The sequence below is a fragment of the Niabella aurantiaca DSM 17617 genome (assembly GCF_000374125.1).
Lineage (GTDB): Bacteria > Bacteroidota > Bacteroidia > Chitinophagales > Chitinophagaceae > Niabella > Niabella aurantiaca.
This window is the reverse complement of sequence record NZ_KB893648.1, coordinates 175,583-200,863: the sequence shown is the minus strand read 5'-3', so window position 1 is coordinate 200,863 and position 25,281 is coordinate 175,583. Positions and strand designations below refer to the sequence as shown.

Sequence of the window (25,281 nt, the reverse complement as noted above, 5' to 3'; positions counted from 1 at the left end):
GCTTTCAGGGTTTTGTGGTTTATACATCACCGCTCACCTGGTCATAAACTTAAAAGTGATCTTACCGTAGGATCGGACCTCTTTTTTATGCGGAGGTTCAACCGTCCCTTTTAATTTTCCTTTGGCATCCTTTTCCACACGAATGGTCCTCCAGTCGTAGATGCCCTTTTCATAATTAAAGGTTTCCCCGTCATCATCATATAACCGGTAACTACCGGGTTTTTCACCATATACCCGGATCTCAAGGTCTACTTTTTCTCCCGCTTTTGGCGCATGCAGCAAGGGCGGCATCATCGGGATGACCCCTCCGTCCTTTACATATACCGGAATCTTATCCAGGCCGCGTGTAACTGTGATCACTTCCCCGTCGCCGGCAAAAGCCCCGGTATAGAAATCGTACCAGCGTCCTTTGGGCAGTACTACCTTTCTTGAAGTTTGACCGGTGAACAATGGGGCCACTAATAAACATTCCCCTGCCATATACTGATCCTTTACTTCTTTAGACACCGCTTCCAGGTAAGGATTATCTTCCAGGTTCTTCTTTACCGAAGTGTTCGTCGTATTTACCTGGTATCCGGGCTCCAGGCTCATGCCCCGGAATACCGGTGTTCCTTCAAAATGATACTTCGCAAACTCGGAATACCAGTAAGGCATCATCTGCATGCGCAGCAATGCCAGCTCTTTTACCTGTGCGGCTACCTGAGGGTACGACCAGGGCTTTGTGCCGGATGACCATGCATTGATCATGGCCATAGGTGAAAAGATCACGGTCTGAAAACGGCGCAGCCATTCCTCTGCCGTTTTTGAAGCCCGCACTTCGGGGGTCCACAAAACACCGATATACCCGCTGTTAATGAGCGCCGTAATGAAGTCTTCGTGGTTATAATAATCATTGTACAGCACATAGGGATAACTATTGGCCCCGGCATTGGAAGCTCTTACCAGCCCATAGGTCCGCTGGTTCCTGTTTTTAAACAGTTCTATACTGTTCTTCATTGCCAGCACACCATAGGTTTGGCGCATCTGCTCTCCGGACAGGCCCGATGGAAAGGTAGCCACATCCGGCCACAGATAATAGTCATACCCATCTACCTCATCTATTTTATACCCGCTTACGCCGATGTCTACCTGGTCCTTTTTTAACTGGCCAAAGAAGATATCGCGCGCCCTGGGAATGGTAAAATCGGGCACTTCACCTACCCATACGGTATGCGATCCTGTATAAGGTGTGATCTCTTTGTAAAAGGATGCCGATTTGGATACATAAGGATTGATCCAGAGATTCAGGCGGATCCGTTTATCCAGCATTTCCTTTACAAATGCAGCAGGATCGGGGTAGCGGGTCTTATCCCATTCAAAAGTGCCGGGATAAGAGCGGCTCTGCCAGCCGGGCTCCAGGCCAATGAAATCAAGCGGATAGCCTTTTACAGCAAAGGAATCGGCTTCCTTTTTTACTTCTTCTGCCGTAAACAAGGACCGCACCCGTTGTGTAAAGCCCAGTCCCCAGCGGGGCGGTAGCGCGCCTCCCCCGTTGAACAGGTTGTAACGGCGAACGGCATCCAGGGCGGTTGGCCCGGCAAAAACATATACTTCAACACCTTCCGCCGGCACCAGCATCTCTACCGCATCGGAATAGGGACGGGAGCTCCAGCTCCGGTTCGTATTCCGGTCTTTTTCTTCCGGCGGATTTTTGCTGTCTTTGCGTACACCCGTTCCCGCATATACATTAATGTACCGGGCTGCATTGACCAGCACGCCATAACCTTTTGAGGACACATAGAAAGGAACGGGCGCATGGGTACGGCCATTATCTTTGCCGCCATAATGATCTACATGCAGCTGCAATATCTTGCCCCGCTGATGCACTGTTTGAAAATTCAACCCGAACCCAAACAGCTGCTCCCCTTTATCCAGAGGAAAACGCAGGCTGGTTTTGCCATCCGTAACGGTACCGGAGATCTCTTCTTTTGAAAAAGGGAACGGCTGCGCACTCATTTTCTGCAGGCCGGATGCGGGACTGGATCCAGCCGCCTTCAAAAGATCATATGCTTCCGGCTTTCCTACGATCCCCTTCCATACACCCGGCGCTACCGGGCTCCAGGTAATGGACTGGGCTGCCGTACGGCCCCATACAGCAACAAATAAAATCAGATAAGCGATTCGATAAAACATAACAGGTTTATAATGGTATAAGCGTATATCGTTTTCCTTTTTCAGTATTAAAATCAATCGTAAACCCTTTTTCTTTTGCCAGGTCTACCAGTTTTGCTTCCCGGTTCTTTTCATAGGGCGGCTTGCCATAGGCTGCGAGCAAAGCATTGGGATTGCCACCCGTTGCAGTTATCGCTTTTGCCCCTACCACCTTTACCGGTATGGAAGTGTGTACCCGGCAATTGCCGCCGGAGCCGGAATATACCACGGCTTTTGCCAACCGGCCATTGTTCCATTCAAGATCCCACCGGAAGTTCCCCCGCGCTTTAATGCCTTTTATGATGCCTTTTTTCCAGGCGCCGGGTAAAGCGGGCAACAATGTAATTGCCCCGTCATGACTTTGCAGCAACATTTCGGTAATGCCGGCTGTGGCACCAAAGTTGCCATCGATCTGGAAAGGCGGGTGCGCATCAAACAAATTGGGATACGTACCGCCGCCGCCCATGGTTGCCCGCGATTCCCGCGGGTTGATATATGTAAATGCATCCTGCAGGATCTTGTAGGCATGATCGCCATCCCGGAGCCGGGCCCACCAGTTGATCTTCCAGGCCATGCTCCAGCCCGTGCTTACATCCCCGCGGAAAATGAGCGACTGCTTTGCCGCCGCTGCCAGCTCCGGCGTTTCGCCCGGATTGATCTGGCTACCGGGGTACAGACCAAACAGGTGCGATAAATGCCGGTGCTTATCTTTGGGATCGTCCCAGTCTTTGAACCATTCCTGCAGCTGTCCATACTGACCGATGTGATAGGGATATAACTTTGCCTTTACCGCTTCCAGCTCCTTTGCAAATGCCGCATCCGTGCCCAATATCTTTGCCGATTTGATCACTGCCGTAAACAATTCCCGGATAATGGACATATCCATGGTGCTGGCCATTGTCAGCTGGTATTCTTTCCCTTTTATTTTTATCGTATTTTCCGGTGAGCTGGAGGGATTGGTAACCCAATAGCCCGAAGCAGGGTCCTTTACCAGCCAGTGCAGAAAGAACTGTGCTGCACCTTTCATCAGCGGGTAGGCTTCCTGCCGCAAGAAGTTTTGATCGCCGGTAAAAAGATAGTGCTCCCATAAATGGGTTGAGAACCACCCTCCCGCCATGGGCCAGCAACTCCACCGGGGCATCGCACGGGGGTCGTCCCATCCCTGGCCCCCGGGTGGTGAGGTCTTGGCCCAAAGATCTGAATTGTGATGCACAGTCCACCCCTCCGTTATGCCGTAATTTGTTTTTGCGGTAACCGCACCATTTACCGCCAGCTCTTTCATAAAATCAAATAAAGGCTGATGGCATTCAGAAAGGTTGGTATTCTCCGCCAGCCAGTAATTCATTTCGGTATTGATGTTGGTGGTATAGTTGCTGCCCCAGGGTGGCTGCACGTGATCATTCCAGATGCCCTGCAGGTTGGTTGGCCGCGCACCCGGACGCGAGGCTGCGATCATGAGATAACGTCCAAACTGGTAGTACAGACTTTGCAACGCAAAATCATCCGGTTCCTTTGCAAAGCGCCTCAGCCGCTCATCCGTAGGCATTTTCAGTTTGGCGGCATCCGCACCCAGGTCGATCGTTACCCGGTTGAACAATGATTGGTAATCTTTTACATGTGCTGTACGCAACTGCGCATAATTTTTTTTCAGCGCCCTTCCCAGCACTGCCGTTGCCTCCACCGCGGGATCCTTTCCTTCTTTGCCCGGCGATTTATCAAAACCATTGAAGCTGGTGGCTTCTGAAAGATAGAGGGTCACTGCATTAGCCCCGGATACGACCAGAGCCGTATCTTTATTGCTTACGGACCCGCCTTCGGCAACAATTTTTGCATACACTTCAAAATTCATTCCCTCTCCGTTCCAATCGTCATATACTACCTGCTGTGGCTCATAATCCCGGTTGGCAACGAACTTTGGCGCTTTCCCGCTCAGCACCAGCAGGTCGTTTCCTTTGTTTGCCACCCGGTATTTCAATTTGCTGGTAAGACCCGCAGAAAAATTTATGGCCTTCTTCTTATCGGCAGTGATCCGGATCACCATTATTTTATCCGGATGACTGATAAAGGTTTCCCGCATAAACTGTACGCCCCCGGCCTTATAACGGACCGTGGTGGTGGCATTACTCAGATCCAGATCACGATAATACCCGGTTGCCTGTGTATCTTTTAAGGAAAAGCTGAGCCAAAGATCTGCCAGCGGCAGGTAACGGGCCGAATAAGGACCATGCATCTTTTTCCATACAACGGCTGCACTGTCGTAGTTCCCTGCAAAGATCAGCGCCCGTACTTTTTCCAGTATGGACGGTCCTAACGGCTGATTGCCGGGATTGGGCGCACCGGACCAAAGCGTATTGTCGTTCAGCTGGTAGCGTTCAGCGGTTACGCCGCCAAACACCATGGCGCCCGTTTTTGCATTTCCTAGCGGAAGGGCCTCCTCCCAGATGGTAGCGGGCCGGTTATACCAGAGCTTAAGGGCATTGCCGGTTTCGCCGGTCTGCGCATGTAATGTCCAACCGGGAATTGCCATTAACAGGATGATCAGAAATCGTTTCATTTTATAATTGTAATGCCTCGTGGGCTTTGCTTGTTTTAAAAACTGTTCTATAATACAGGTTTATGGTGTGGCTCTTTAAACCCATATCGCATATTTAAGAGCATCTAAAAAACTATCGATAATGTCTTTCTGCTCTAATGACCTTGCGGTGGCCTCTTTTTATTTTTCCAGTTCCTGCCCGTCCGGTCGGGCGGAAATGAAAAACGGAGCTAAAATCTTTCCCGCCGAAAGGCGAATCATATTTTCTTTCTACAGATCCAGGAAGGCCACGGGCAGCTTGCCGGATGTTGCGCTTACAACTGCACGTTGTGCACCTTTTTCCATCCGGATGATCGCCCGGCCATTATAACACTGTACATACCGGGATCCGGAGGATGTACCCAGGTCATCCAGCAAACGGCCGGCACCCGTCATTCCAAAACGGATCCAGTCGGCGGCATCCAGGCAGCGCACGCCCTTTTCATCAAACAGCTGTGCCTGAAGGGTAACAATATTGTGCTCCTCTTTTATCTTTTTCAGCTCCAGCCGCGCCGGCTTTCCCCATTTTTCGGTCTGGTATTCAAAGCGAACCTCATCGGTAACGGTTTCTTTACCTTTCCGCGCAACCACTTTAACGGTATATTGTCCTTTCTGCAACGGCACATTCCAGCGCAGGCCGGCAGCAGGAAAGTCCTGGCTGTTCCTTTTTTTAACGCCATAAGACCGGCCGTTCACAAACAACTCCACTTCCGGGCAATTGGAATATACCTTGATCATTTTTTCTTCGCCCTCATCGCCCCAGCGTACGGGCCATGAATGCCCGTAGATATGCGCCATGGGTTTGGCGGTCCAGTACGACTGGAATACATAATAGGCTTCTTTTTTTGTAAGATCCCGTTCTACCACACCTTTCTGGTTCATATACGGTATGGGATTATCCGGCCGTACGGGGGTGGAGAAATCTTTGAACGGCCACTGCGCCGTACCGGTCAGCCAGGGCATGGTTTCCTGTTCCTTCAGGTGCCAGTCTACCAGGTTGCAGATATAGGTTTCGCTCCAGTCACCGTCCTTTGATGCCCGCGCGGCGCCTCCATATAAAGAGGCGTCCCCGGCACGTTCATCGGCAGCACCGGTTGCCCTGATCTTCTGCAAGGATTTATCGGGGTTCTCCGAATGCCGGCCGGCATGACTGTCGCCCCCCCATTCTACGTGTAAAAAATGATCCACTTTATCAAACTCCGCTTTGGTCACTTCCTTGTATTCCGTATAGATGCCGCGGTACCACCCGGCCCAGATGGAGGGCGAATAGACATCCACAATATCTTTACAAAAATCGCAGCGGCGGATGGCCGTTTTACGGGAGGGATCAAGGCGGTGCGCCAGGCTGTTCAGCTCCTTCATGAACTGGCGGATCTTCTCTTTATCAAATTCAGGAAAATCGCCGGGCCAGTCGTTCTCATTTCCCAGTCCCCAGATGATCACTGAAGGATGGTTATAGTGCTGCGTGATCATATTCGTCAGCATGCGCCGGGCCTGTTCTTTATAAATCTCCCCGCCCAGGCCGCCCCGGCACCAGGGGATCTCTTCCCATACCAGGATCCCCAGGCTGTCGCAAAGGTTCAGGATGATCCGCGATTGCTGGTAATGCCCGAGACGGATAAAGTTGACGCCCATTTCCTTCATCGAGATCATTTCCTCCCGCATCATTTCCTCCGTCATTGCAGCGGCAACCCCTGCGTGATCTTCGTGCCGGTGTGTGCCTCTTAGCAAAAGTCTTTTACCGTTGAGCATAAAAGGGCCGTGCTTTACAAATTCAAAATTGCGGAACCCGACCTTTGTCTGCTGCTCATGCGTACCGGCGGCTGTGCGCACGGTTGCCACCAGGGTGTACAACACCGGCGACCCGGGCGACCATAACTTTGGTTTGTTCACCTCAAAGATCTCCGGCGCCGTTTCCTTCTTCAGATCACTGATCTTCCGGTTGATGGTACGGATCTCTTCCCCTGAAGGGCCCAGGAGCTTTAATGTTAACGAGGCATCGCCTGCAACCCCGGCCGGGTTGCGCCAGTTTGCGCTCACCTTTAATGTGCCTTTTCTTCCGGCTTTGTCGGTAGCAGCTTCGGCAATCACCCGGTCAATGGATACTTCCGGTACATATACCAGGTTAAGATAGCGGTACAAACCGCCATACAGGTTAAAATCAGAAAGATCCGACGGGATCATTTCCAGGTCGCGCGAATTATCGCAACGGATGGACAATGGAATTTTGCCCCGGAACGATTTCGCCAGGCTATCCTGCCGCCGGAAGGCACGCACCGCATCGGTAATATCCACGGTCCATTCATCAAAGCCTCCGGTATGTTCCGCCACCTTAGTGGTGTAAATATAGACCTCCGTTTTCTGGCCGGCGCCTTCAAAATGCAACAAAGTGCGTCCGTTCGTATACGGGTTCTGTATGCTAAGCTGTGTGTGGTACCATGCCGGACCCTGGTAATAGTTCTCATCCGGGTCCACGGCATCACGGGCATTTACACAATGCGGCAACGTAACATCGGTCCATAAAGGAACACTTTCGGGATTGCCCGCCTTTACCGGGCGCACCGCTTCCCAAACGCCGCCCAGGTCCTGCTTCAGGAACTGCCAGTGACCGGTTAACCGGCGGGTTTGCTGGGCCGAAGCGCCGGTAATGCTCAATAATATTGCCAGCACGCATACCGGTAAAAAAGGCCAGCGAAAAAAGGGTCGTTTTCTGTTCTTTTTTGTGAAAATTAAAGCCATTCTGTCTGATATAAAAACATATAGGTAGAAAAACTATTTCGAAGGATACAAGGCTACTCCGTACACATGCACTACACCATTGGTAGCAATAAACCCGATCGACCGGCTTTCGCTGTGCTCATTAAAAATGATCGGCGCAATATCTGCATTATTCTGAATGCGCAGCACAAATTTCCCCTGCTGATCAAAGCCCTTTCCGCCTGCTGCATTAAATGCGGAGATAGAAGGATCCCAATAACCCAGCATTGATTCTTTTGTTGCTGTACTGTTTGACGGCAGCAACGACTGCAGGGTTGTATTCTCTGCATTCAGATCATAATAGTCGTACACACCCTCGCCGATGAGGTACAGGAAAAAATTCTTTACGGTTTCTTTGGAGTAATCTTCCCATTGGGTTGCAGGATGCGTTTGAGGCAGGCCCGTGGTGGGATCAATGATCGGATCACCATTGATATCATGGTCCACGATCGGGAAGTCGAAAAACAGTCCTTTATCTATCTCCCCTTCTTCATCGAATCCACGCACGGCATCGTTGTGCAGGAATATGAAGGTCCGGCCCGGTTTTTCATACTGTGAAAGGTCGAACCCGCAATAATCCAGCCCTTTTTTCATCCATCTGAAAACCGTATCAGCGGGAGCCTCCGGTGTACCATCTGCCCGTTTTAATAAGAACGCTTTTGCCGTCATGTTGATATGGGGATCCAGCGTTTCCTTATGATAGTCGTAATTCTTCTGCCGGTCCAGCCCAAGCAGCTTCTTGCACCCTGTAAGGAACGTTGTGGCCACTGCACATATCAGGATGCTATTGATTATAATTTTGAATACTTTCATCAGTTGGTATTTTGTTGTTTTCAATGGCCGGGCAACCAGCCTCTCCGCTGCCCGGCCGTTTCAGAAAATTATTATCCGCCGTAGCCCGGGTTCTGAACCAGTTTCCTGTTCGCGTTCAACACACTCCGGTTCACCGGCCATAAAGTCTTTCTCGGGTCACCAAAGCCGGTCGCTTCTTCGGCAGAAGCGCCCGCGGATATTTGCCTTCTTTTCAATATCGGGTCCATTATTCTTACCACATTGCCTGTACGGATCAGGTCAAACCACCGTTTGCCTTCCCCTACCAGCTCCATCTGGCGCTCCTTCAGGATCGCATCGGCCATTGAGGCCGGATCGGCAACCGGTGCGCTGCCTTCCACATAAGCCGGAAGTCCTGCCCGTACCCGTACAAAATTGAGGTACTTCAGCGCATTGGGCTGATCGCCTGTAGCATTCAATGCTTCCGCATATAAAAGATAGATATCGGCCAGCCGGTACATCGGTAAATATACGGGTGCCTCTTTAAAATAGTACAGCGCCAGTTCTGCCGAAGTAGATGCCTTGGTAGGATTGGTGGGCGATGCATACCATTTGATGAACCGGTCGCGGTTGGATGCAGTCGCATTATTGTTTCTGGAGTACGGATCGATGGTCTGTTTTGGACGGATATCGGTCATAGCGGGAGCCGCAACCGTTTGCGGGATCACCCAGTTATTGTACAGGTCGATGTCCATAACAATCGGCTTATTATTGGAGGTCCATGAGGTGGTCATGCAGGCACATTCATTTTTCTCAAAGTCCCAGTGAATGCTCCAGATCGATTCTATGCTGCTGGCGGGTTCCGTAAATATACTCTTCCAGGTTGCCTGCGGCTGAAGATTGGCACCGCTGGCGCCTGTATATACCCCGCCTTTAGGGCTTTTGGCCTTAAACAGGTTATTGATCCATACGATGGCGTTGGCATAATCATGCTTCCACATATATACATCTGCAAGTATGGCACATATGGATCCTTCTCCCAGCCGCCACACAGAGGGGGTCTGATTCTTCGCGATCAGCGAATAGGCCTTGGTGAGGTCCGGTATGATCAGCTCATCGATCACTTTGGCAGCCGCCACCCGGGGTTTCTCGAGCGAATCGGACAAACTTTCCATGGGGGTGGTCCAAACAGGCGCATCGCCCCATACCCGCACAAGATAGAAATAGCAGATGGCGCGCATGGCATAGCTTTCGGCCAGCGCCTTATTGGCCGCATCCGGTGTCAGCCGGGAATCGTTCGCCGCAGCATCGGGGATGTATTTGATATTGGCATTGGCCCGCCCGATAACCGTATATAGACCGGACCAATCGGAAAATTCATTATCCGTTGTCAACGCGTTCATCACCACCTCGGTGGTAGTATTGGTCGTATAGCTTAAAAAATAATCAAAATTATCCGAACGGTAGTCGCCCCAGAACAGCGCTTTTTCCTTGTACTGTGCCTCTCCGATCATTTGTTCCTGAAACCCCGCATACATTCCCGCAATAGCGGCATCCACATCGTCTTTGGTCTTATAGAATTTACTCTGAGCCACCTGGTCCTGCGGCGAAATATCAAGAAATTTATTGCAACTCCCGCATACCACAATCATGACGCACGCGATGATGATATAACTCAACTTTTTCATATTGCTCAATTTAAAAGTTAACATTGATTCCAAATCCATACTCTCTTCTTTTTGGGTACTTGCCATTGTCATAACCCGGTTGCAGTACATTGGATGTACTGAATTCAGGATCATATCCCCTGTAATTGGTCCAGGTAAGCAGGTTGCTGCCGTACACATAAACCGTGGCCCCTTTCAGCAATATCTTTTGGGTGATCCGGGGCTGGAACATATAAGAGAGGCGTAGGCTGGACAGTCTGATAAATGAACCATCCTCTATAAACAGACTGCTGGCGTCCTTCCGCTGGTTCCCCCGGTTCTTTGCTTCGGGGTAGTAAGGGTATTTGGCCTCATCACCCGGCTTCCGCCATGCATTGTAAACCATTTCCGGGCTTCCGGCTCCTGTATTGGACGGGTAACTTTGCGCAAACAACAATGCATTATATACATGGGAGCCAAACGAAGCATTGAAAAGGAACGATAAGGTAAATCTCCGGTAGGAAAGATTATTGGAGATGCCCAGATAAAATTTAGGCTGCGCATTGGCCAGTATCTGCCGGTCGCGGTCATCGATCAGGCTGTCTTTATTGGTATTCTCCCAGATCGCATCCCCCCCACGCAGCTTACCGGAAGGATCGTACAGATGGTGTACATACCCGGTATAGGGCTGTCCGTTGAATGTATATACAGGCGATCCATCCTTATACAACGGCTGTCCATCATCACCCAGCACCACGGTAAGCCGGTCCCAGTCATCATTGTATGCGTTGGATTCGTTCCAGGAGTACACACCCAGATTTTTCCAGCCAAAGAAATTTCCAATCTTTCCGCCCTCTTCTATATACCATTTACTGGCTACGATAAAGGGTATGCCATCACCAAGTTTCTTAATGATGCTCTTTTCAAAAGAGATATTTCCGCCGATCTCCCAGGTCACACCTCTATCGGCGTCCTTTGCAAAGATGGGCGTTCCCCGGACTGCAAACTCAAGCCCCCTGTTTTCCAATGTACCGATGTTGACCTTTACATTGTCGAAGCCCGATTCTGCGGGAAGCGCTTTTTCATACAGGAGATCCTTGGTTGTTTTGACATAGTAGTCCGCTGTAAAATTCAGCCTGCCGCGGAAGAAGGTCAGATCCAGACCGGCGTTTTGCTGTATGGTCGTTTCCCAATGCACGCGCCCGTTTCCGAATGTAGGTGTGGTGTACGCACCCCCAATACCTGCATAACTTGAATTGAATACGATCTTATTGAGGTAATCATTCGAACCGATGCGGTCGTTCCCCACCTGGCCAACACCGATCCTGAAACGGCCATCGGTCAACGCGCTCCGGGCCCAGTCCATGAACGGCTCATCAGAAAACCGCCATCCGGCAGAAGCAGAATAAAAGTTCCCGTACCGGGATTCACTGCCAAAGCGGGAAGAACCATCACGGCGGAAGATACCCGCCAGCGTATATTTCCCTTTATAGCTGTAGTTGGCCCTTGCAAACAAGCTGGCCCCGGCTGTAAGATCTGCATCCGTATAGGTTTTGGAAGCGGTGATGTATGAAGGCTGGGTAATGAATATTTCTTCACTCACTACATTGGCATACTCAGAGTGCGACCGGTCATAACGTCTTCTGTCTGCGCTGACACCCAGTACGGCCTGCAGGCTGTGGGCACCGCCAAATGTCTTATTATAATTGAAGAACGACTGGTACTCCCATGAGAACGTCTTTTGCATATCATTGGCGCCGTTGTTCTGGTCCTTATTGGCCGAAACGTACCGCGGCGAGAAAAGCAGGTTCTGCCGGTTATCCAGCATCGCATTGAACGTGGTGGTAAACAGCAGGTCTTTAAAGATGCGGTATTGCACCGAATTGCTGAATTGTATGGAGAACACATCCGTTTTATTGGTTTCGTATATGGCGTTTGCCACCGGGTTGCGCTTAGAACCGACGTAGCTGGTTAACGACCCGTCGGGGTAGTAGATCAGCGAATACGCGGGCCGGTCAAAGGCTACGGCCACCGTCCTCGCGATGGGCACTTCATTGCCGGTTTGCCACATCATGGAAACATTGCTCACATATTTGAGTCTGGGTGAAGCCTGGTATTCAATATTGCTCCGCACCTGTACCCGTTTCACATAACTGTTCAGGATGATCGACTTGTCGTTGAGGTAATTCAGCCCGGTATAATAGCTCAGCCCTTTCTGGCCGCCGCTTACACCCAGGTTCACCTGCTGCCGGTCTCCCAGGTTACCCAGCAACAATTGCTGCAGGTCATTGTCTGAGTTAAAACCCGGGTTCAGCGAGTCAACCCTGCCGCCGGTACTGCCGGTAGGATTTTTTGATTGTATCCTTCTGAACTCACGTACTTCTGCTGCATTGTTCTGCGGCAGCTTGTGAGCAAGCCTTCCAAAAATACGGGAATAGTTCAGGTCGATCCTTGGCCGGCCTTCCTTACCTTTTTTGGTGGTAATGATGATGACCCCGTTAGCCGCGCGTGCACCGTAAATAGCCGCTGAAGCCGCATCTTTCAGAATTTCGATCCGCTCAATATCCATCGGGTTGATGCTGGCGCCGTCCGGATTGATGACACCATCCACCAGGTACAAAGGACCATTTCCGCTGTTGAGCGTAGAGGCGCCGCGGATCTGGATAGTACCTTCCGCCCCCGGAGCGCCGCCGCCATCGTTCACCACCAAAACCCCCGCGGCCTGGCCCTGTAACGCATCAAACAAGTTCACGGGCTGCCGCTCCTCGATGGTCTTGGAGCTGATCGAGGAAATAGCGCCTGTAACATCCCGTTTTCGCTGCGTTCCATACCCCACCACCACAATTTCATCCAGGTCATTCAACGCCTGTTTTAAAATAATGCTCACGGTCTGCTCCCCGTTGAGCACATGCTCACTTTCTGCAAAACCAACGGCCGAGAAAACCAGCGTGCCCTTTCCATCAGGAACCATAATAGAGAAATGTCCTGAAGAGTCTGAACTGGTTCCGCGATCAGAATCTTTTAACAGGACCGAGGCCTGCGAAACGGGATCTCCCTTTTCGTCCTGAACAGTTCCCTGTACCTGGATATTTTTTTGCGCCCGCAAAAAAACAGGAAAGGAAAACAGAACAGAAAACAGGACAAGCAGTTTCAAGGCGCTCCTCCTTTTTTTCACAAAGCAATACGTCATAGTTTAATTTTTTAAAAATTGTTCAATCGTTTGCACATGTGCAAATAAAGACGTTTTTGGAGCATCTGATTTTTCAATATTAACCAACTACTAAGCTATTTTGGCTTCAGGCTATTTGTCAACCGGATTCTGGTGTATATTTCGTTTACTATTTGCCTATAACGAGCTTTTGAATGAAACCATATGTATTAAAAATGGCAACAATGCCCGGAGTTTCCTTCGATGTAAGGAGGGACCGGACACCTGTTAATAACCGATGGCACTGTCATAAGGAAGTGGAGCTGATCTACATTGCCGAGGGCGCAGGCACGCTGCTCGTGGGGGACCATGTTCGCAATTTTGCACCCGGCACCATGTGCCTCATCGGATCCGGCCTCCCCCACTACTGGAGGTTTGACGACCGCTATTATGAGCGCACCGATGCGCCCATTGATGTCATTGCCATTCATTTCCAGGAAGCCTTCTGGGGACAAAAGTTTTTGGACCTCCCGGAAAACAAGAATATCCGGCTGCTGCTGGAGCGGGTCAAAAGAGGAATGCTGATCCAGGGAAAAACCAGGGCCCTCATCCATTCATTCGATTACCTGCTCAACATCAATGGCCCATACCGCATTATTTCCCTGCTTGCCCTGCTGTCAAAAATTGCCGGCTGGGCGGAGATCACCTACCTGTCTTCCGTCCGTATCCAAATGGACGCGGGGAAAGCAGAAGAAGAACGGATCAATGATGTTTACGAATACACCATCAGGAATTTCAGGCGCAAAATACAGCTCCGTGAAATTGCCGCTGTCGCCAGCATCAGCCCCAGCTCTTTTTGCAGGTATTTTAAATTAAGGACCAGAAAAACATACTCCCAGTTCATTACGGAATTAAGGATCGGGCACGTTTGCAAACAGCTGGTCGAAACAGATACGCCGATAAAGCGGTTATGCTACGAAAGCGGCTTTAACAATTTCACCTCCTTTCATAAATGCTTCAAACAGATAACAGGCATGAGCCCCCTCGTTTATCAAAAAGAGTACAAAACCGGATAAATATTCCAATAAATGAAATTATTTTTTATGAGGTCTTCACCAATCCCCATCCTCTTATTGCTCCTGTTCGGCGCGGGCAGCGGGCTCAACGCGCAGCAGCGCCCGTTCGAAAATACCCGGTATGTGGCCGGGGTAAAAAAGGACACCCTGTACCTGACATCCGGCAGCACCTATTCCTTTAGTGTGGATACACCGGAAGACAGCGGCCTGGTGGCTACAACGCCTTCGGTAGCCCTGTTATATGCAGACCTGCAGCAGGAAAATTTCCGGTATTCCATACAGTCTGAAAACGGCATCCCAAAAACAACAGGAACACTCATTACCGGGGACCGACTTACAGAACAGGGCCCTGGTGGACAATCAAGATCTTTTTTTATCCGGCTGATCCCGAAAGCAACGGGAGGCCAACTGGTTGCCTTGCAAAAAAGCGTCACCGTCCATACGCTTAACGACCTGGTATTGCATTATACTGCCGGGCAACGCAGTCCGGATGCCACCGTAAACTTCGATCTACCCGAGGGCATCCGGGCCACCCTGGAAAACACTTCTGTGAACATCATCGGACGGGGCCTGGTGTTGCTGAAGGATCTTGAGCAACAATCCATTGGCAGAACAGGAGCCGGCTACCCATATTCCAGAACCGGCCGTGTCCGCATCTCCGCCAATGGCCGCAGGATCACCTTTGAGCATTTAGACCTGCGCCCGGCCAACGGCCCGGACCTTGTGCTGGTCCTGCACCGCATTTCATGTGCGGCCCCCGGCGCCTATCGCTTCAGGGCCAGCTATACCACCCGGGCCCCGGAGATTTTGTCCAGCACCGGGGCCAGCGTTATCGTATATGCTACCCGCACCATTTCCGACCTGCACCGGGTTCCCGATACCGCCGGTATTTATACCGAAAAGAACGGTCTGTACACCCGGGTCTTGCTGAAGTGGGCTCCTGTGGCCGCGTCCGGAGTAAGGGTGCAACAATCATCCGATTCGGGGAAGACCTGGCACCCTGTAAAAGCAACCGTCGATGTAGCCGGAGGGACCGCTTCCATATCCGGTATCCGGCCTGGTAACCATTACGCATTCCGGATACAGGCAACCGGCGGCGGCGCCAGCGGCGTTTCCAACAGTGTGGCCTTTTATTCGGGAAAAACGGATATCAAAGATTTCGGGGTCAGCGGTAATGGCGAAGAAGATGATACCGGACGGATCAATGAAGCCATCCGGCAACTTCATCTTTCGGGGGGCGGTACCCTGCGCTTCAGCAAAGGGGTTTACCAGGTAAGAACCGTGCATTTATTGAGCAACGTATGGCTCTACCTCGACAAAGACGCCACGATAAAAGCGCTGAAAGGTGGCGATGCCCCCGAAACTACCTGGTTCAGCGATAAAAAATACCGTTCGGGTTTGTCGCCCACCGATATGGGTCCTTATGAAAACCCTGAGAACTGGCTTACCAAGCAGGATGTAGGACATACTTTTTTTAAAAATGCGATGTTCTTTGGTGAGCGGGCGGATAACATCAAAATCATCGGCAACGGGTATATTACCGGTAATGGCAACCTGGTAACCAGCGACAAGGTCATGAACAATACCCCAGACAACCGCAGCGACAAGATGTTCTCATTAAAGCTCTGCACCAACGTGGAGATCGGTGGTATTCATCGCAGTGAGGATCTCTGGTACGACTCCGCAAAGGATGCCCCCTATTATATCCTGCCGGGCAAAGGAAAAGATTTCGATACCGGGAATATGCTTCATATTGACCGCGCGGGTCATTTTGTATTGCTGGCAACCGGTACGGACCAGATCCGGGTGCACGATACGTATTTTGCCAAAAACAATACGGCCAATGCCCGCGATATTTATGATTTTATGGGATGTAACAATGTTACCGTAACCAATATCTATTCAAAAGTCAGTTCGGATGATATTGTAAAACCGGGGTCTGACTGTTCACTGGGATTTACAAGACCGGCAAAGAACTATCGGGTGCGCAATATCATAGGCGACACCAATTGCAACCTTTTCCAGATCGGCTCCGAAACGGCGGACGACATCACCGATATCTGTGTGGACAATATTTACGTACTGGGCGCCAACAAGGCCGGGTTCTCCATTTCCACCAATGACGGGGGCCATGTTCAGAACATCCACCTCAACTGCGGGCATACCGGGCCGCTGCACCACCGTTCCAGAATGTACCGCACTTACACGCCTTTCTTTATCTCCATTTCCAACAGGGGCCGTGTGCTGGGTGCGGAGGCAAAGCGTTTCCGGTTCCGGGAACATGATGTGCAGCACGACGAGCTGCTGGTGACCAACGTCAATATTGGCCGGGTCGAAAACATCATCCTGAACGGTGTGGATATTGCTGAGGTCTACGGAGGCAGCTCATTTGGCAGGAACAGCACCCGCTGGATCCCCTATAACGGTACCCAACGAACCGCTACCCCCATTGTAGCCGGCTACCAATTGCCCGATACAAAGCAGGTGGAGGGCGGCCTGTCCTTCCGCTTGCCCAATGACCTGCATACCGGCTATATTAATCATATTGTTTTTAACGACATTCATGTGCTTGTAAAAGGGGGGCATCCTGCTTCAGACACCGCTGCCGTTCCGCCGGAACTGGGTGTGGGTCAATACAATGCCTCCAACCTGAAATTGCAGCCTTCCTGGGGGCTCTGGGTAAGGCATGCCAAAAACCTGACGGTGAAAAATTCGGGATTCGCCACTGAAAAGGCCGATGGCCGCTATGCGCTGTACCTGGACGATGTTCAAAATGCCCGGCTGATCCATATCCAGACGCCCTCCGCTCTTAAGGAGCAATTGGGTTACCGGAATGTAACCGGGCTGACCATACAATAATGCAGGAAGGGATCCGCAGATACCGGATTTTAAACCCCGAAGAAGGAAGCAGCGCAATATCAATTCTGCCGAAACAGCTGGCCTACAAGCCTGAAAGGATTCGTGAGAATGGGAGTTTGCGCTCCCCGACCGGAAACGCTCCCTGAGTCTTCACATATCGTTTGCCGGAAATGAAAACAGGCAACCCTGTACGTACTACAGCTCAACGTGAATCGTTTTCTCTCCCTGACCGTGTAGGTCGTTTTCCTGTATGGATGCTGCTTATACAAAAGTGAATTATAATTTAGGCCGATACTTCCCCGTATAATGCTCCCGGTAGCTCCTATCGGGATGGGGCTGACCCAAAACAAATAGGTCTAAACCTTTTTGGTCAGCCCCAAATCGGTATTACTTATTTTTAAAAAGCCTCCAGGCTGTCCGCTGCTATTGTTTTGAACGTATCAATAGCCGTTGCCGTTGGTAAATAATAGGATTGAACGGCAGGCTTCGAGCCGGGCAGATAAGAAGATACGGTTACAGAGTCATGCTGAAAGCGGATGCTGTCAGGGTTGCCATCCAGGCGGGTGTACCGGATGGTAGAAAAGAGCTTCGTTGTATCTGTTTGCAAAAAATACAACCGCACCGAATCCGTACCAAAAAATTTCCGGCTGCGGAGCCTTTGATTGATCAGCGAAGAGCGGTAATAGGGACCAAACACCCTAACGCTGTTAATGGATTGTCCAATGGACCTGCCTCCACGGTCGTTTGCAGCCACGATCCTGAAACTCTGAACATATTCAGGAAGCCCGGAAATAATGTACCGGTATATTCCATCCGGGTCAATGGCTGTGGCTGGTGTGATGGCGGAATCCAGATTATTGTTCCAGTAAAGTGTATAGGAAACCACGGCAGGATCAATGCTTTTTTTCCATTCCACCTGAACACGAAGGTTACCGCTTCTCGTAGCGATCTCTTCCGCCAGTCCGGCATAAGCGATCTCACTGCCGCCGATAAATTTCTTATACGCATACTGATCTTTTTCGCAACCGGCAAAGAGGACGAGGCTGAGAATAAAAATACTGATAAAGAATTTCATTTTAAATAGTTTATTTTTTGCTCCCGGGTCCATTGACCTTCCAGGCACTTATGAAAATTAAAATAGCGGGAATCTCTTTTAATAACAGGACCATCTACCGGTCGTCCCCAAAGAGATCAATCTCTGCTGCGTGCGTGAAATTTCCGGGCACCCATGTTTCGCTTACCACCAATCGCAGTACTTTAACCTTAGGCGCCTCAAAGGGAATTTCAAACTCTACACCGGCATTAAAAAATACTTTATCTTCCGCCGTGGGCGCAGTAGGCGCCGATCCCGAAGGAGGATTGGGCCAGGTATAATTGCCAAGATTTTCCCAGTCACCGATCTTCGTTCCCACCTCTGCAAAGAGCGGTACTTCAAAGTCTGCCGGGTTATCAACATCCGACCCCCAAAGGCTGAAGACCCGCGGGCAGCCATGCCGGAATTCGTAATTGGGATTCCGGGGTTTAAGCTTAAACCTGCTCAGCTTCACATAGGTTCCAAGCTTAAAGGTTCCATACACGGGCAGCTGCTGGCTGGTGGCCTGTGTCGTATGCCAGAAATTGGAATAATTTCCGTCAAACAGTTTATTAAGCGGATAGGAACTGCTATAAATTGGGGTTTCACTCGGCAACGCGTAGCTTGAAAACTTCGTCTTATCCAATGTTTTTTCGTACAGCGGCTTTACGGTAGTAAAAATCGTGTCGGACCTGTTGCCCCACTTATCGGTAACATACGATGCATACTGCTTCGGAATGGTATCATAGCCCCGCACCGCATAAGAGATATTCGGAAATGATGTAAAATTCTGCTGGCGGATGCTCAGCTTTCCGATCGCATCATCCAAAAAAACGATGCCTACCGTTTTACTATCTGCATTTTGCGCCTGAACCCGCACCCCCTGGAAATCGGGCGTCATTGTAAGGGATTGTGCCACCAGCTGGTACACCGGCGTTTTAGGATGCACTTTAACAACGACAGGATCTGATTCAATATTTGCCCTGCTCACCACCGTAAGCTTCACCTCATACTCTTTCGCAGAGGCAAACCCTTCTACTGTGATGGTGTCGGAGAAATAGCTCGACCGCGTTTCCTGCGGCCTTGTAGCATTTCCGTTCAGATCATAGTTTGCTTTCACATAAAGGATGTTATCAACTTTGGGCAGATCGTAAACAATATGTGAGCCGCCGTTAAAATCAGCAACAGTATATTCCTGTATCGGGGCCGGCTTTGTTTTATCGGTGGAGATCATTTCCACAAACTCGTTCTTATGGCTGCACGAAACAGCTATTACAGACAGTAAGACCGCAGCAACAGCAGTCAAAGCGCCCGATGGATATATCTTTCGTTTCATCTGTATCATTTTTATTTTTTTAGTCATCAGCTCAAATTAACTATCAAGTATGGCTATACCTACCAATATGGATTTTGCACTAAGTTCTGATTTACCAACAGCTCATTCGAGGAAATAGGCCACAAGTAATCTTTTACCGAAAGTGACGGTACATAAAAGGTAGTCAGCTGATAATAGGCCCCGGTCGTTGTCTGGCTTACCGTCCACCCCTGTATGGGCCGGGTAGCTACTTCAAGATATTCTTTCCAGCGCCTCAGATCCCAGCCCGCTTTACCTTCCATGCAGAGCTCAATACGGCGTTCCCGGTGAATGATCTGCCGCAATCCGTCTTTGGTTAAGGGCTTGCCGGGGTTATTGGAATAATCTGCCCAGGATTCCACCACGCCTTTCAAGCCGGTACGGGCACGTACGATATCTAAATAATGGTACACGTCATCTGTAGGCCCGCCGGCCTCATTCAGGCACTCTGCATATAATAAATACAGATCTGCCATACGGATCAACGGCAGCCGGTATCCGGAGGCCGAATACGATTTTGTATCATTTACCGTTAAATAATTACATAGTTTTTTGGGCCATATTCCAAAAACGTTTCCCGATTCTGCGTTGGAAACGCCCGAAATGCTGCTGGCGCCTTTTCCCTGGATGCTCAGCAAACTGCTGGCAGGGCTATACACCGCGTTACCAAACCAAATGCCGCCATCAAAACCAAAGCTGGCATAATAGCGCACCTCCCGGTCAAAATTATTCTTAATCGTTTCATATCCTTTTTTGATATAGAACTCATGGTCCGCATCCCCGGTTGCGGCCGTAAATCGGTTCGTATAATCCCAGGTCTTGTCCTCTTCGATCGGAACTCCGTTCTTAGAGTAAAAAAGATCCGTAACTCCGAAAGGACAGGCAATCGTGTTCTGACCGCGGGTAACCACCGCGCCGGATACTAATTTGGGAAACATTTGCTGTTGCCACCCGAAGGAGCCATTCAGCGCCCAGACCAGTTCTTTATTTTTATCCCAGGCTTCTGTAATTGCAGCCCGGAAATTCATTTCCTTTACCAGAGGTTCTGAAAGACTGGCCGGAACATTGGGTGGGATTATATAGGTGTACAAACCCAGACCGGCAGACTCCGCAAGATCTATAGCGTCCTTACAGGCCTGTGCTGCTTTTTCCCACAAGGTATGATCGGCTACCGCTGAAAAAAGAGATGCACCATCTTTGTTTTTAACTCCTGCATAATCGGGGTTCCCGTTGAATAGCGGGCTGGCCTGTGCTACCAGCACCTCGGCCTTTAACGACAGGGCAATGACCCGTGTAATACGGCCCAGCTCCTGCTCCGGGTTGTCAATCTGTACGGGCAGGCCCGGCGCCGCCTCATCCAGGAGCTGTACTACATAATTGAACACAGAATCCACCGGATCCCGGGGTCGCCGGGTTTCCTCCGTATTTGCAGTAACCGGTATATTCTCACGCATGAGCGGAATGGGTCCGTACATTTTGGCCAGGAAGAAATGATAATAGGCTTTCAGGAATTTTACCTCGGCAGTCCATCTTTCCTTTTCAAAGTTATCCAGATCGATCGGCCTGTCTACATTTTCAAGGAAAGTGTTGCAGCGGCGGATCGCATCAAAATAGCTGGGTGCGGAACCGCTGCCGTCCCAGTAATCCAGCACCGGATTGTCTTTGTTCTGTACCCCTCCTTTCACTAGCTGGAGACCCGGAGCAGTAAGATTTGTTTGCCCCAGAAATTCCTGCGGTAATATCAGCTCGCCGCCCGTCGCAAACCAGGGGTCGTTTACCATATTCGACCGTTGCTGCAATGTATTATAACAGGTAAAAAGATATTTTTCAGCCTCGTTCCGGTTCCGGAACGCATACTCCAGTGTGCCCACATTCTGCGGTACAATATCCAGGTACTTTTTACAACCGGCCGTGCTAAATGCAAACGCAACAGCCATCAGGGCGATAATTATATTATTTTTTTTCATGATACTCCTCCTGGTTTTATAATTGTATGTTGATGCCTAAATTGTATTGCTTCAATAAGGGATAGTTAAAGGCGCTGTTGGGATTATTGTTATTGGTATTAAAAGACAGTTCCGGCTCCCACAGATCGAAGTCGCTGAAGCGCAGCAGGTTAATGCCACTGAGATAGATCCGGGCATTTTTTACAGACACCCGGTTCAGCAATTTTTGCGGGAGGGTGTACCCCAGCTCTGCAGACTTTAACCGCAGGAGGCTGCCGTCCCTCAGCCACCAGGTGCTAACCTCTTTATTGTTAGCAATATCATCTTCTGTTGTACCCAGCCTGGGATAAAGCGCATACAGGTTTTGGTTGCTTTCTGACCAATGGTCATCTGCAAATTGCTGTAATATCTGCGTTGGAGAACCACCGGAAACTCCAATAAACGGACTGATCGTATTTGGGTACATATAAAGCGTGGCTCTTGCCTGCCCGGTAAACCGGAAATTCAGGTCAAAACTGCTGTAATTGAGGCTGGCGCCGAAACCATAGGTGATTTGCGGACTGTTTGGTAGTCCAATGGGCACCTTATCGGCATTGTTGATCACACCATCACCATTGATATCCCGGTACTTGATATCTCCGCCCTGTGCGCCCTTTCCTGAAGTACCGAATATCTGTGTGGGAGATGCTGCTGCCTCCTGATCATCAACAAACAGGCGCTCTGCTATAAAGCCCATCCGCTGGCCTACATAGGTGCCCGTTTGCCGCCGCCAATATTCTGTACCGTAATCGGACTCTTCATAGTAGTCATACCGCGCCCTGGAGAAAGTACTGTTCGACATCACCACCAGGCTCAGCCCGTTGGAAAACGCTTTTTTATAGTTTAATGTAAGGTCCAGCCCCTCGGAAGTGGCCCTTCCCAGGTTGCCGCTCAGGTTGGCTTCCAGTCCCATGCTATTGGGTATGAGCCTTTTTTGCAAAATATCGGTGGTCTTCCGGGTCCAGTATTCCCCGATAAAATCCAGCGAATTGAATAAGGTAAATTCAATTGCATAGTTGCTGATCCGGCTGATCTCCCAGGAGATCTCGGGGTTCGGGTAGCTTGATATGGTAACGCCGGGTCTGTTATACTCGTTGTTGGTTCCAAAAGCCGCACCGGCGCCGGAGTTATCTAGGTTTACGTTCGAAACATAAAAGAAACGCTGCGTGCCGATGTCATCGTTGCCCGATCTTCCGTAGCTGGCCCGTAGTTTAAACCGGGTAACAATCCCCCCCAGCTTGCCGTTCTTCCAGAAATTTTCATTACTTAGATTCCAGGCTCCGGATATGCTGGGAAAGAAACCAAAACGATGCAAAGGATCAAAGCGTTCGGACCCGTTATAGCCGAAATCGAATTGAAGGTTATACCGGTTCTGGTAACCGTAGCGGGCGCTTCCGGCATAGGTAAGATTGCGGGTTGGCAATACTTTCGTATAGTCGTTAACTGCGGACGGATCCAGCGTCTGCTGCCGGTTCACTACCAGTGATCCATTCAGGCTATGATCTCCAAAGCTCCGGTCATAATTTAAGATCCCCTGCATCTGGATAAAGGAGCTGGACGCGCGGTCGCCTGCGGAGATGGCCAAATATTCCGTAGCCACGGCATTGTTGCCTGAAGCTCCATTCCCGTTGAAAGGCAATCCGGATTTACTATTCAGCCAAAACAAGGTGTAACGGTCAGTAGCCCTGTCATAGGCATCTACGGTGTAATAAAAAGGGTTATAGGTCATGGTATACTGTACCTGGGCAAAACGGTTGGTCGTAAAGAAACCGCTAAAGCTCAGGCCCTTGGTGATCATATCCAGATCCTGGTTCAAACGGGCGGTAGCGCTGATGCGGGAATTATTCCGCGTCCGGTAGCCGCGCATCATTTGGGCATAAGGATTGGAATACCCTACACCTAGCGAGGGCAGGAAATTGCCGCCACTACGGTCCGGCGAGTTCCCGTTAAAATTTCCAAACAATATGTGCTGCGTATATGCATTGGCCTCGTCGGGTTCAAAATAGGCGGGAAACAGTACAGGGCTGCTATGGGTGGCCCAGTAGTACAGGTCCGTAGCAAAACCGCTTGCATCATTGGTGATAGGCCCGTTGTAATCGTTAAAAATACCCCACAGGTCCACGCTCAGCTTTGTGGTCCGCGTAAGCTTTACATCCACATTTGACCTTAACTGGTAATTTCGGAAATTAATGCCCCCGTCGAATATGCTCTGATCACCTTGCCTCAGAAGCCCCCGGTCATCGCTGTATGAGCCGGACACCATATACTGTGTAGATTCACTACCGCCGGAAACGCTTGCATTTAGTTTTTGGGTGTGCGAGTACTTTTTAAACATCAGGTCTACCCAATCCACCGCCGGATACACATAGGGATTGCCATCCGGGGCGCCATCAAGCGTTCTCTGGGTAAAATAAATTTTGTCTGCATCAAACATCGGGATCTGGTAAGGATTCCGGGTCAGCTGTGCTTCATTGTACAGATGCATATAGGTGATGGGGTCCGCAAATTTCAGCGTCTGGGTAGGTGTAGACACGGAATTATCGTAGCGGACATTATAGTTGGGTTTGCCTACCCGCCCTCTTTTGGTTGTTACCAGTATCACACCGTTCGCCCCGCGAGAACCGTACAAAGCCGTGGCACTGGCATCCTTCAGGATCGAAAACTCCGAAATATCATCTACCTGCAAACGGGCGAGATCATCCGTGGTCAATTCGATATTGTCAATTAAGATCAGCGGGCTTTGCCGGTATCCGAATGTGGTAACGCCCCGAACAAAGAAATCTGCATTATCAAAGCCTGGCTGGCCGCTGCTTTGAAAACCGATAATACCCGCTACCTGGCCGGCCAGCGCGGCCGTAAGGTTGGAGGCCGGGCTTCTCAGCTGATCAGGCTTGATGGTGGCTACCGAACCGGTTACAGACTCCCGGCGTACTTTTTTGCCATAGGCGGTCACAATTACTTCTTCATTAGCAGACACTTCCTTAGGCGTTAAAGTGATCCTGAGATCCTTTTCCGCCACCGCTGGTACTTTATAGGCAGCGTTGTTGTAGGTCACCGCACTAAAGATCAACGTGCTACCCGGAGCCACATCTAAAACGAACTTACCATTTACATCCGTGGCCGTACCCGTCTTTTCGTTTTGAACGGTTACGCTGATATTCTGCAGTGGTATAGCCGACGTATCCACTACCATACCAACGACGGTTATTTTAGCCTGCGAGAAGCCGGCAAGGGATAAAAATAGAAATCCCATTGTTGCTATAAGCAATCTGAGTTTTTTTAGAAATCCCGGGTGTGCAAAAGTCATTTTCACCATTGAGTATTGCTTTTTATTAATAAAAGGTTGTTTCGGCTGCTTCAGGCAGCTTATAAATTTGATCCAGTAAAATGATTCCAATCTTTGTCGAAACGATCATTGACCATTAGCAGAAATAGCAAGCCCGTAATTTTATGCTCATCAAACAATCGCTTAGCTGCAGCAATCGAATCCGTACGTTAGATAGCGCAATGATAAGCCGCAAAGACAACTGCACAACGCATTAAATTAACCATCTACTAAGCAATTTTGGCATCAGGGACTTTACACGACTAAAGAACGTGTAAGGATTGTTTATTGACGCCGGTTTTTCTGAGGCGGGCGGGCGGATGAAGCAACCGGCCCTGACTATTTTAGTAGAGTTTTATACCCGGTAAAAAAGCTATTTATCAATATTTGTCTTGAATATCCGCTTGCTATCTGAAGCGGGAGTAACAGGTTAATGACAGGGCTGCCCGGTCCCTTCGGTACTACCCTCCTGTCAAACACCATTCAGGAAGCAGCGGACCGGCTCGCGCCTCCCATTCGTCCCGAA

12 protein-coding genes are annotated in these 25,281 nt (G+C 50.0%); 2 read left to right on the top strand and 10 right to left on the bottom strand.

Going from position 1 to position 25,281, the window contains the following annotated elements:
• Positions 1 to 33: 33 nt before the first annotated feature.
• From B160_RS0126665 to B160_RS0126640, 6 genes are all read right to left on the bottom strand, one after another.
• Positions 34 to 2,172 carry a glycoside hydrolase family 31 protein gene (locus B160_RS0126665; RefSeq protein WP_018631034.1) on the bottom strand — a complete coding sequence of 713 codons (2,139 nt, stop codon included), beginning with the start codon at positions 2,170 to 2,172 and terminating at the stop codon, positions 34 to 36.
• Between the two features lie 7 nt (positions 2,173 to 2,179).
• Positions 2,180 to 4,744 (bottom strand): glycoside hydrolase family 95 protein, encoded by a 2,565-nt coding sequence (locus B160_RS0126660; RefSeq protein ID WP_018631033.1) that lies wholly within the window; start codon positions 4,742 to 4,744, stop codon positions 2,180 to 2,182.
• A gap of 249 nt (positions 4,745 to 4,993) precedes the next feature.
• Entirely contained in the window at positions 4,994 to 7,501 is a 2,508-nt protein-coding gene (locus B160_RS0126655; RefSeq protein WP_018631032.1) for a glycoside hydrolase family 2 protein, read from the bottom strand.
• 33 nt (positions 7,502 to 7,534) lie between these two features.
• On the bottom strand, positions 7,535 to 8,332 hold the full coding sequence (locus B160_RS0126650; protein WP_026310055.1) for a hypothetical protein: 798 nt from the start codon (positions 8,330 to 8,332) through the stop codon (positions 7,535 to 7,537).
• A gap of 71 nt (positions 8,333 to 8,403) precedes the next feature.
• On the bottom strand, positions 8,404 to 9,978 hold the full coding sequence (locus tag B160_RS0126645) for a RagB/SusD family nutrient uptake outer membrane protein (protein WP_018631030.1): 1,575 nt from the start codon (positions 9,976 to 9,978) through the stop codon (positions 8,404 to 8,406).
• A 10-nt stretch (positions 9,979 to 9,988) separates the two neighbouring features.
• Complete coding sequence (locus B160_RS0126640; protein ID WP_211218117.1) at positions 9,989 to 13,090, bottom strand: SusC/RagA family TonB-linked outer membrane protein; 3,102 nt, start codon at positions 13,088 to 13,090, stop codon at positions 9,989 to 9,991.
• A 230-nt stretch (positions 13,091 to 13,320) separates the two neighbouring features.
• Between B160_RS0126640 and B160_RS0126635 the strand changes: the two genes are divergently transcribed.
• Both B160_RS0126635 and B160_RS0126630 read left to right on the top strand, forming a co-directional pair.
• The gene (locus B160_RS0126635) at positions 13,321 to 14,160 is read left to right on the top strand and encodes an AraC family transcriptional regulator (RefSeq protein WP_245562289.1); all 840 of its coding nucleotides are present in this window, start codon (positions 13,321 to 13,323) and stop codon (positions 14,158 to 14,160) included.
• 27 nt (positions 14,161 to 14,187) lie between these two features.
• The gene (locus B160_RS0126630) at positions 14,188 to 17,019 is read left to right on the top strand and encodes an endopygalactorunase (protein ID WP_211218116.1); all 2,832 of its coding nucleotides are present in this window, start codon (positions 14,188 to 14,190) and stop codon (positions 17,017 to 17,019) included.
• A 397-nt stretch (positions 17,020 to 17,416) separates the two neighbouring features.
• Here B160_RS0126630 and B160_RS0126620 read toward each other — a convergent pair whose 3' ends face one another.
• The 4 genes from B160_RS0126620 to B160_RS0126605 form a co-directional block, all read right to left on the bottom strand.
• Positions 17,417 to 18,094 carry a DUF4998 domain-containing protein gene (locus B160_RS0126620; protein WP_018631025.1) on the bottom strand — a complete coding sequence of 226 codons (678 nt, stop codon included), beginning with the start codon at positions 18,092 to 18,094 and terminating at the stop codon, positions 17,417 to 17,419.
• Positions 18,095 to 18,188: 94 nt separating this feature from the next.
• A complete protein-coding gene (locus tag B160_RS0126615; RefSeq protein WP_071597078.1) occupies positions 18,189 to 19,427 on the bottom strand; it encodes a DUF4959 domain-containing protein in 1,239 nt (412 codons plus the stop codon).
• A 59-nt stretch (positions 19,428 to 19,486) separates the two neighbouring features.
• Positions 19,487 to 21,412, bottom strand: a complete 1,926-nt coding sequence (locus tag B160_RS0126610; RefSeq protein WP_018631023.1) for a RagB/SusD family nutrient uptake outer membrane protein — start codon at positions 21,410 to 21,412, stop codon at positions 19,487 to 19,489.
• Positions 21,413 to 21,428: 16 nt separating this feature from the next.
• A complete protein-coding gene (locus B160_RS0126605) occupies positions 21,429 to 24,698 on the bottom strand; it encodes a SusC/RagA family TonB-linked outer membrane protein (RefSeq protein WP_245562288.1) in 3,270 nt (1,089 codons plus the stop codon).
• Positions 24,699 to 25,281 lie beyond the last annotated feature (583 nt).

Excerpts from the sequence above, each read along its gene's own strand:
- B160_RS0126610 (WP_018631023.1), bottom strand. The coding sequence starts at position 21,412 with ATGAAAAAAAATAATATAATTATCGCCCTGATGGCTGTTGCGTTTGCA.
- B160_RS0126620 (WP_018631025.1), bottom strand. The coding sequence starts at position 18,094 with ATGAAATTCTTTATCAGTATTTTTATTCTCAGCCTCGTCCTCTTTGCC.
- B160_RS0126645 (WP_018631030.1), bottom strand. The coding sequence starts at position 9,978 with ATGAAAAAGTTGAGTTATATCATCATCGCGTGCGTCATGATTGTGGTA.
- B160_RS0126660 (WP_018631033.1), bottom strand. The coding sequence starts at position 4,744 with ATGAAACGATTTCTGATCATCCTGTTAATGGCAATTCCCGGTTGGACA.
- B160_RS0126650 (WP_026310055.1), bottom strand. The coding sequence starts at position 8,332 with ATGAAAGTATTCAAAATTATAATCAATAGCATCCTGATATGTGCAGTG.
- B160_RS0126635 (WP_245562289.1), top strand. The coding sequence starts at position 13,321 with ATGGCAACAATGCCCGGAGTTTCCTTCGATGTAAGGAGGGACCGGACA.
- B160_RS0126615 (WP_071597078.1), bottom strand. The coding sequence starts at position 19,427 with ATGAAACGAAAGATATATCCATCGGGCGCTTTGACTGCTGTTGCTGCG.
- B160_RS0126655 (WP_018631032.1), bottom strand. The coding sequence starts at position 7,501 with ATGGCTTTAATTTTCACAAAAAAGAACAGAAAACGACCCTTTTTTCGC.
- B160_RS0126630 (WP_211218116.1), top strand. The coding sequence starts at position 14,188 with ATGAGGTCTTCACCAATCCCCATCCTCTTATTGCTCCTGTTCGGCGCG.
- B160_RS0126665 (WP_018631034.1), bottom strand. The coding sequence starts at position 2,172 with ATGTTTTATCGAATCGCTTATCTGATTTTATTTGTTGCTGTATGGGGC.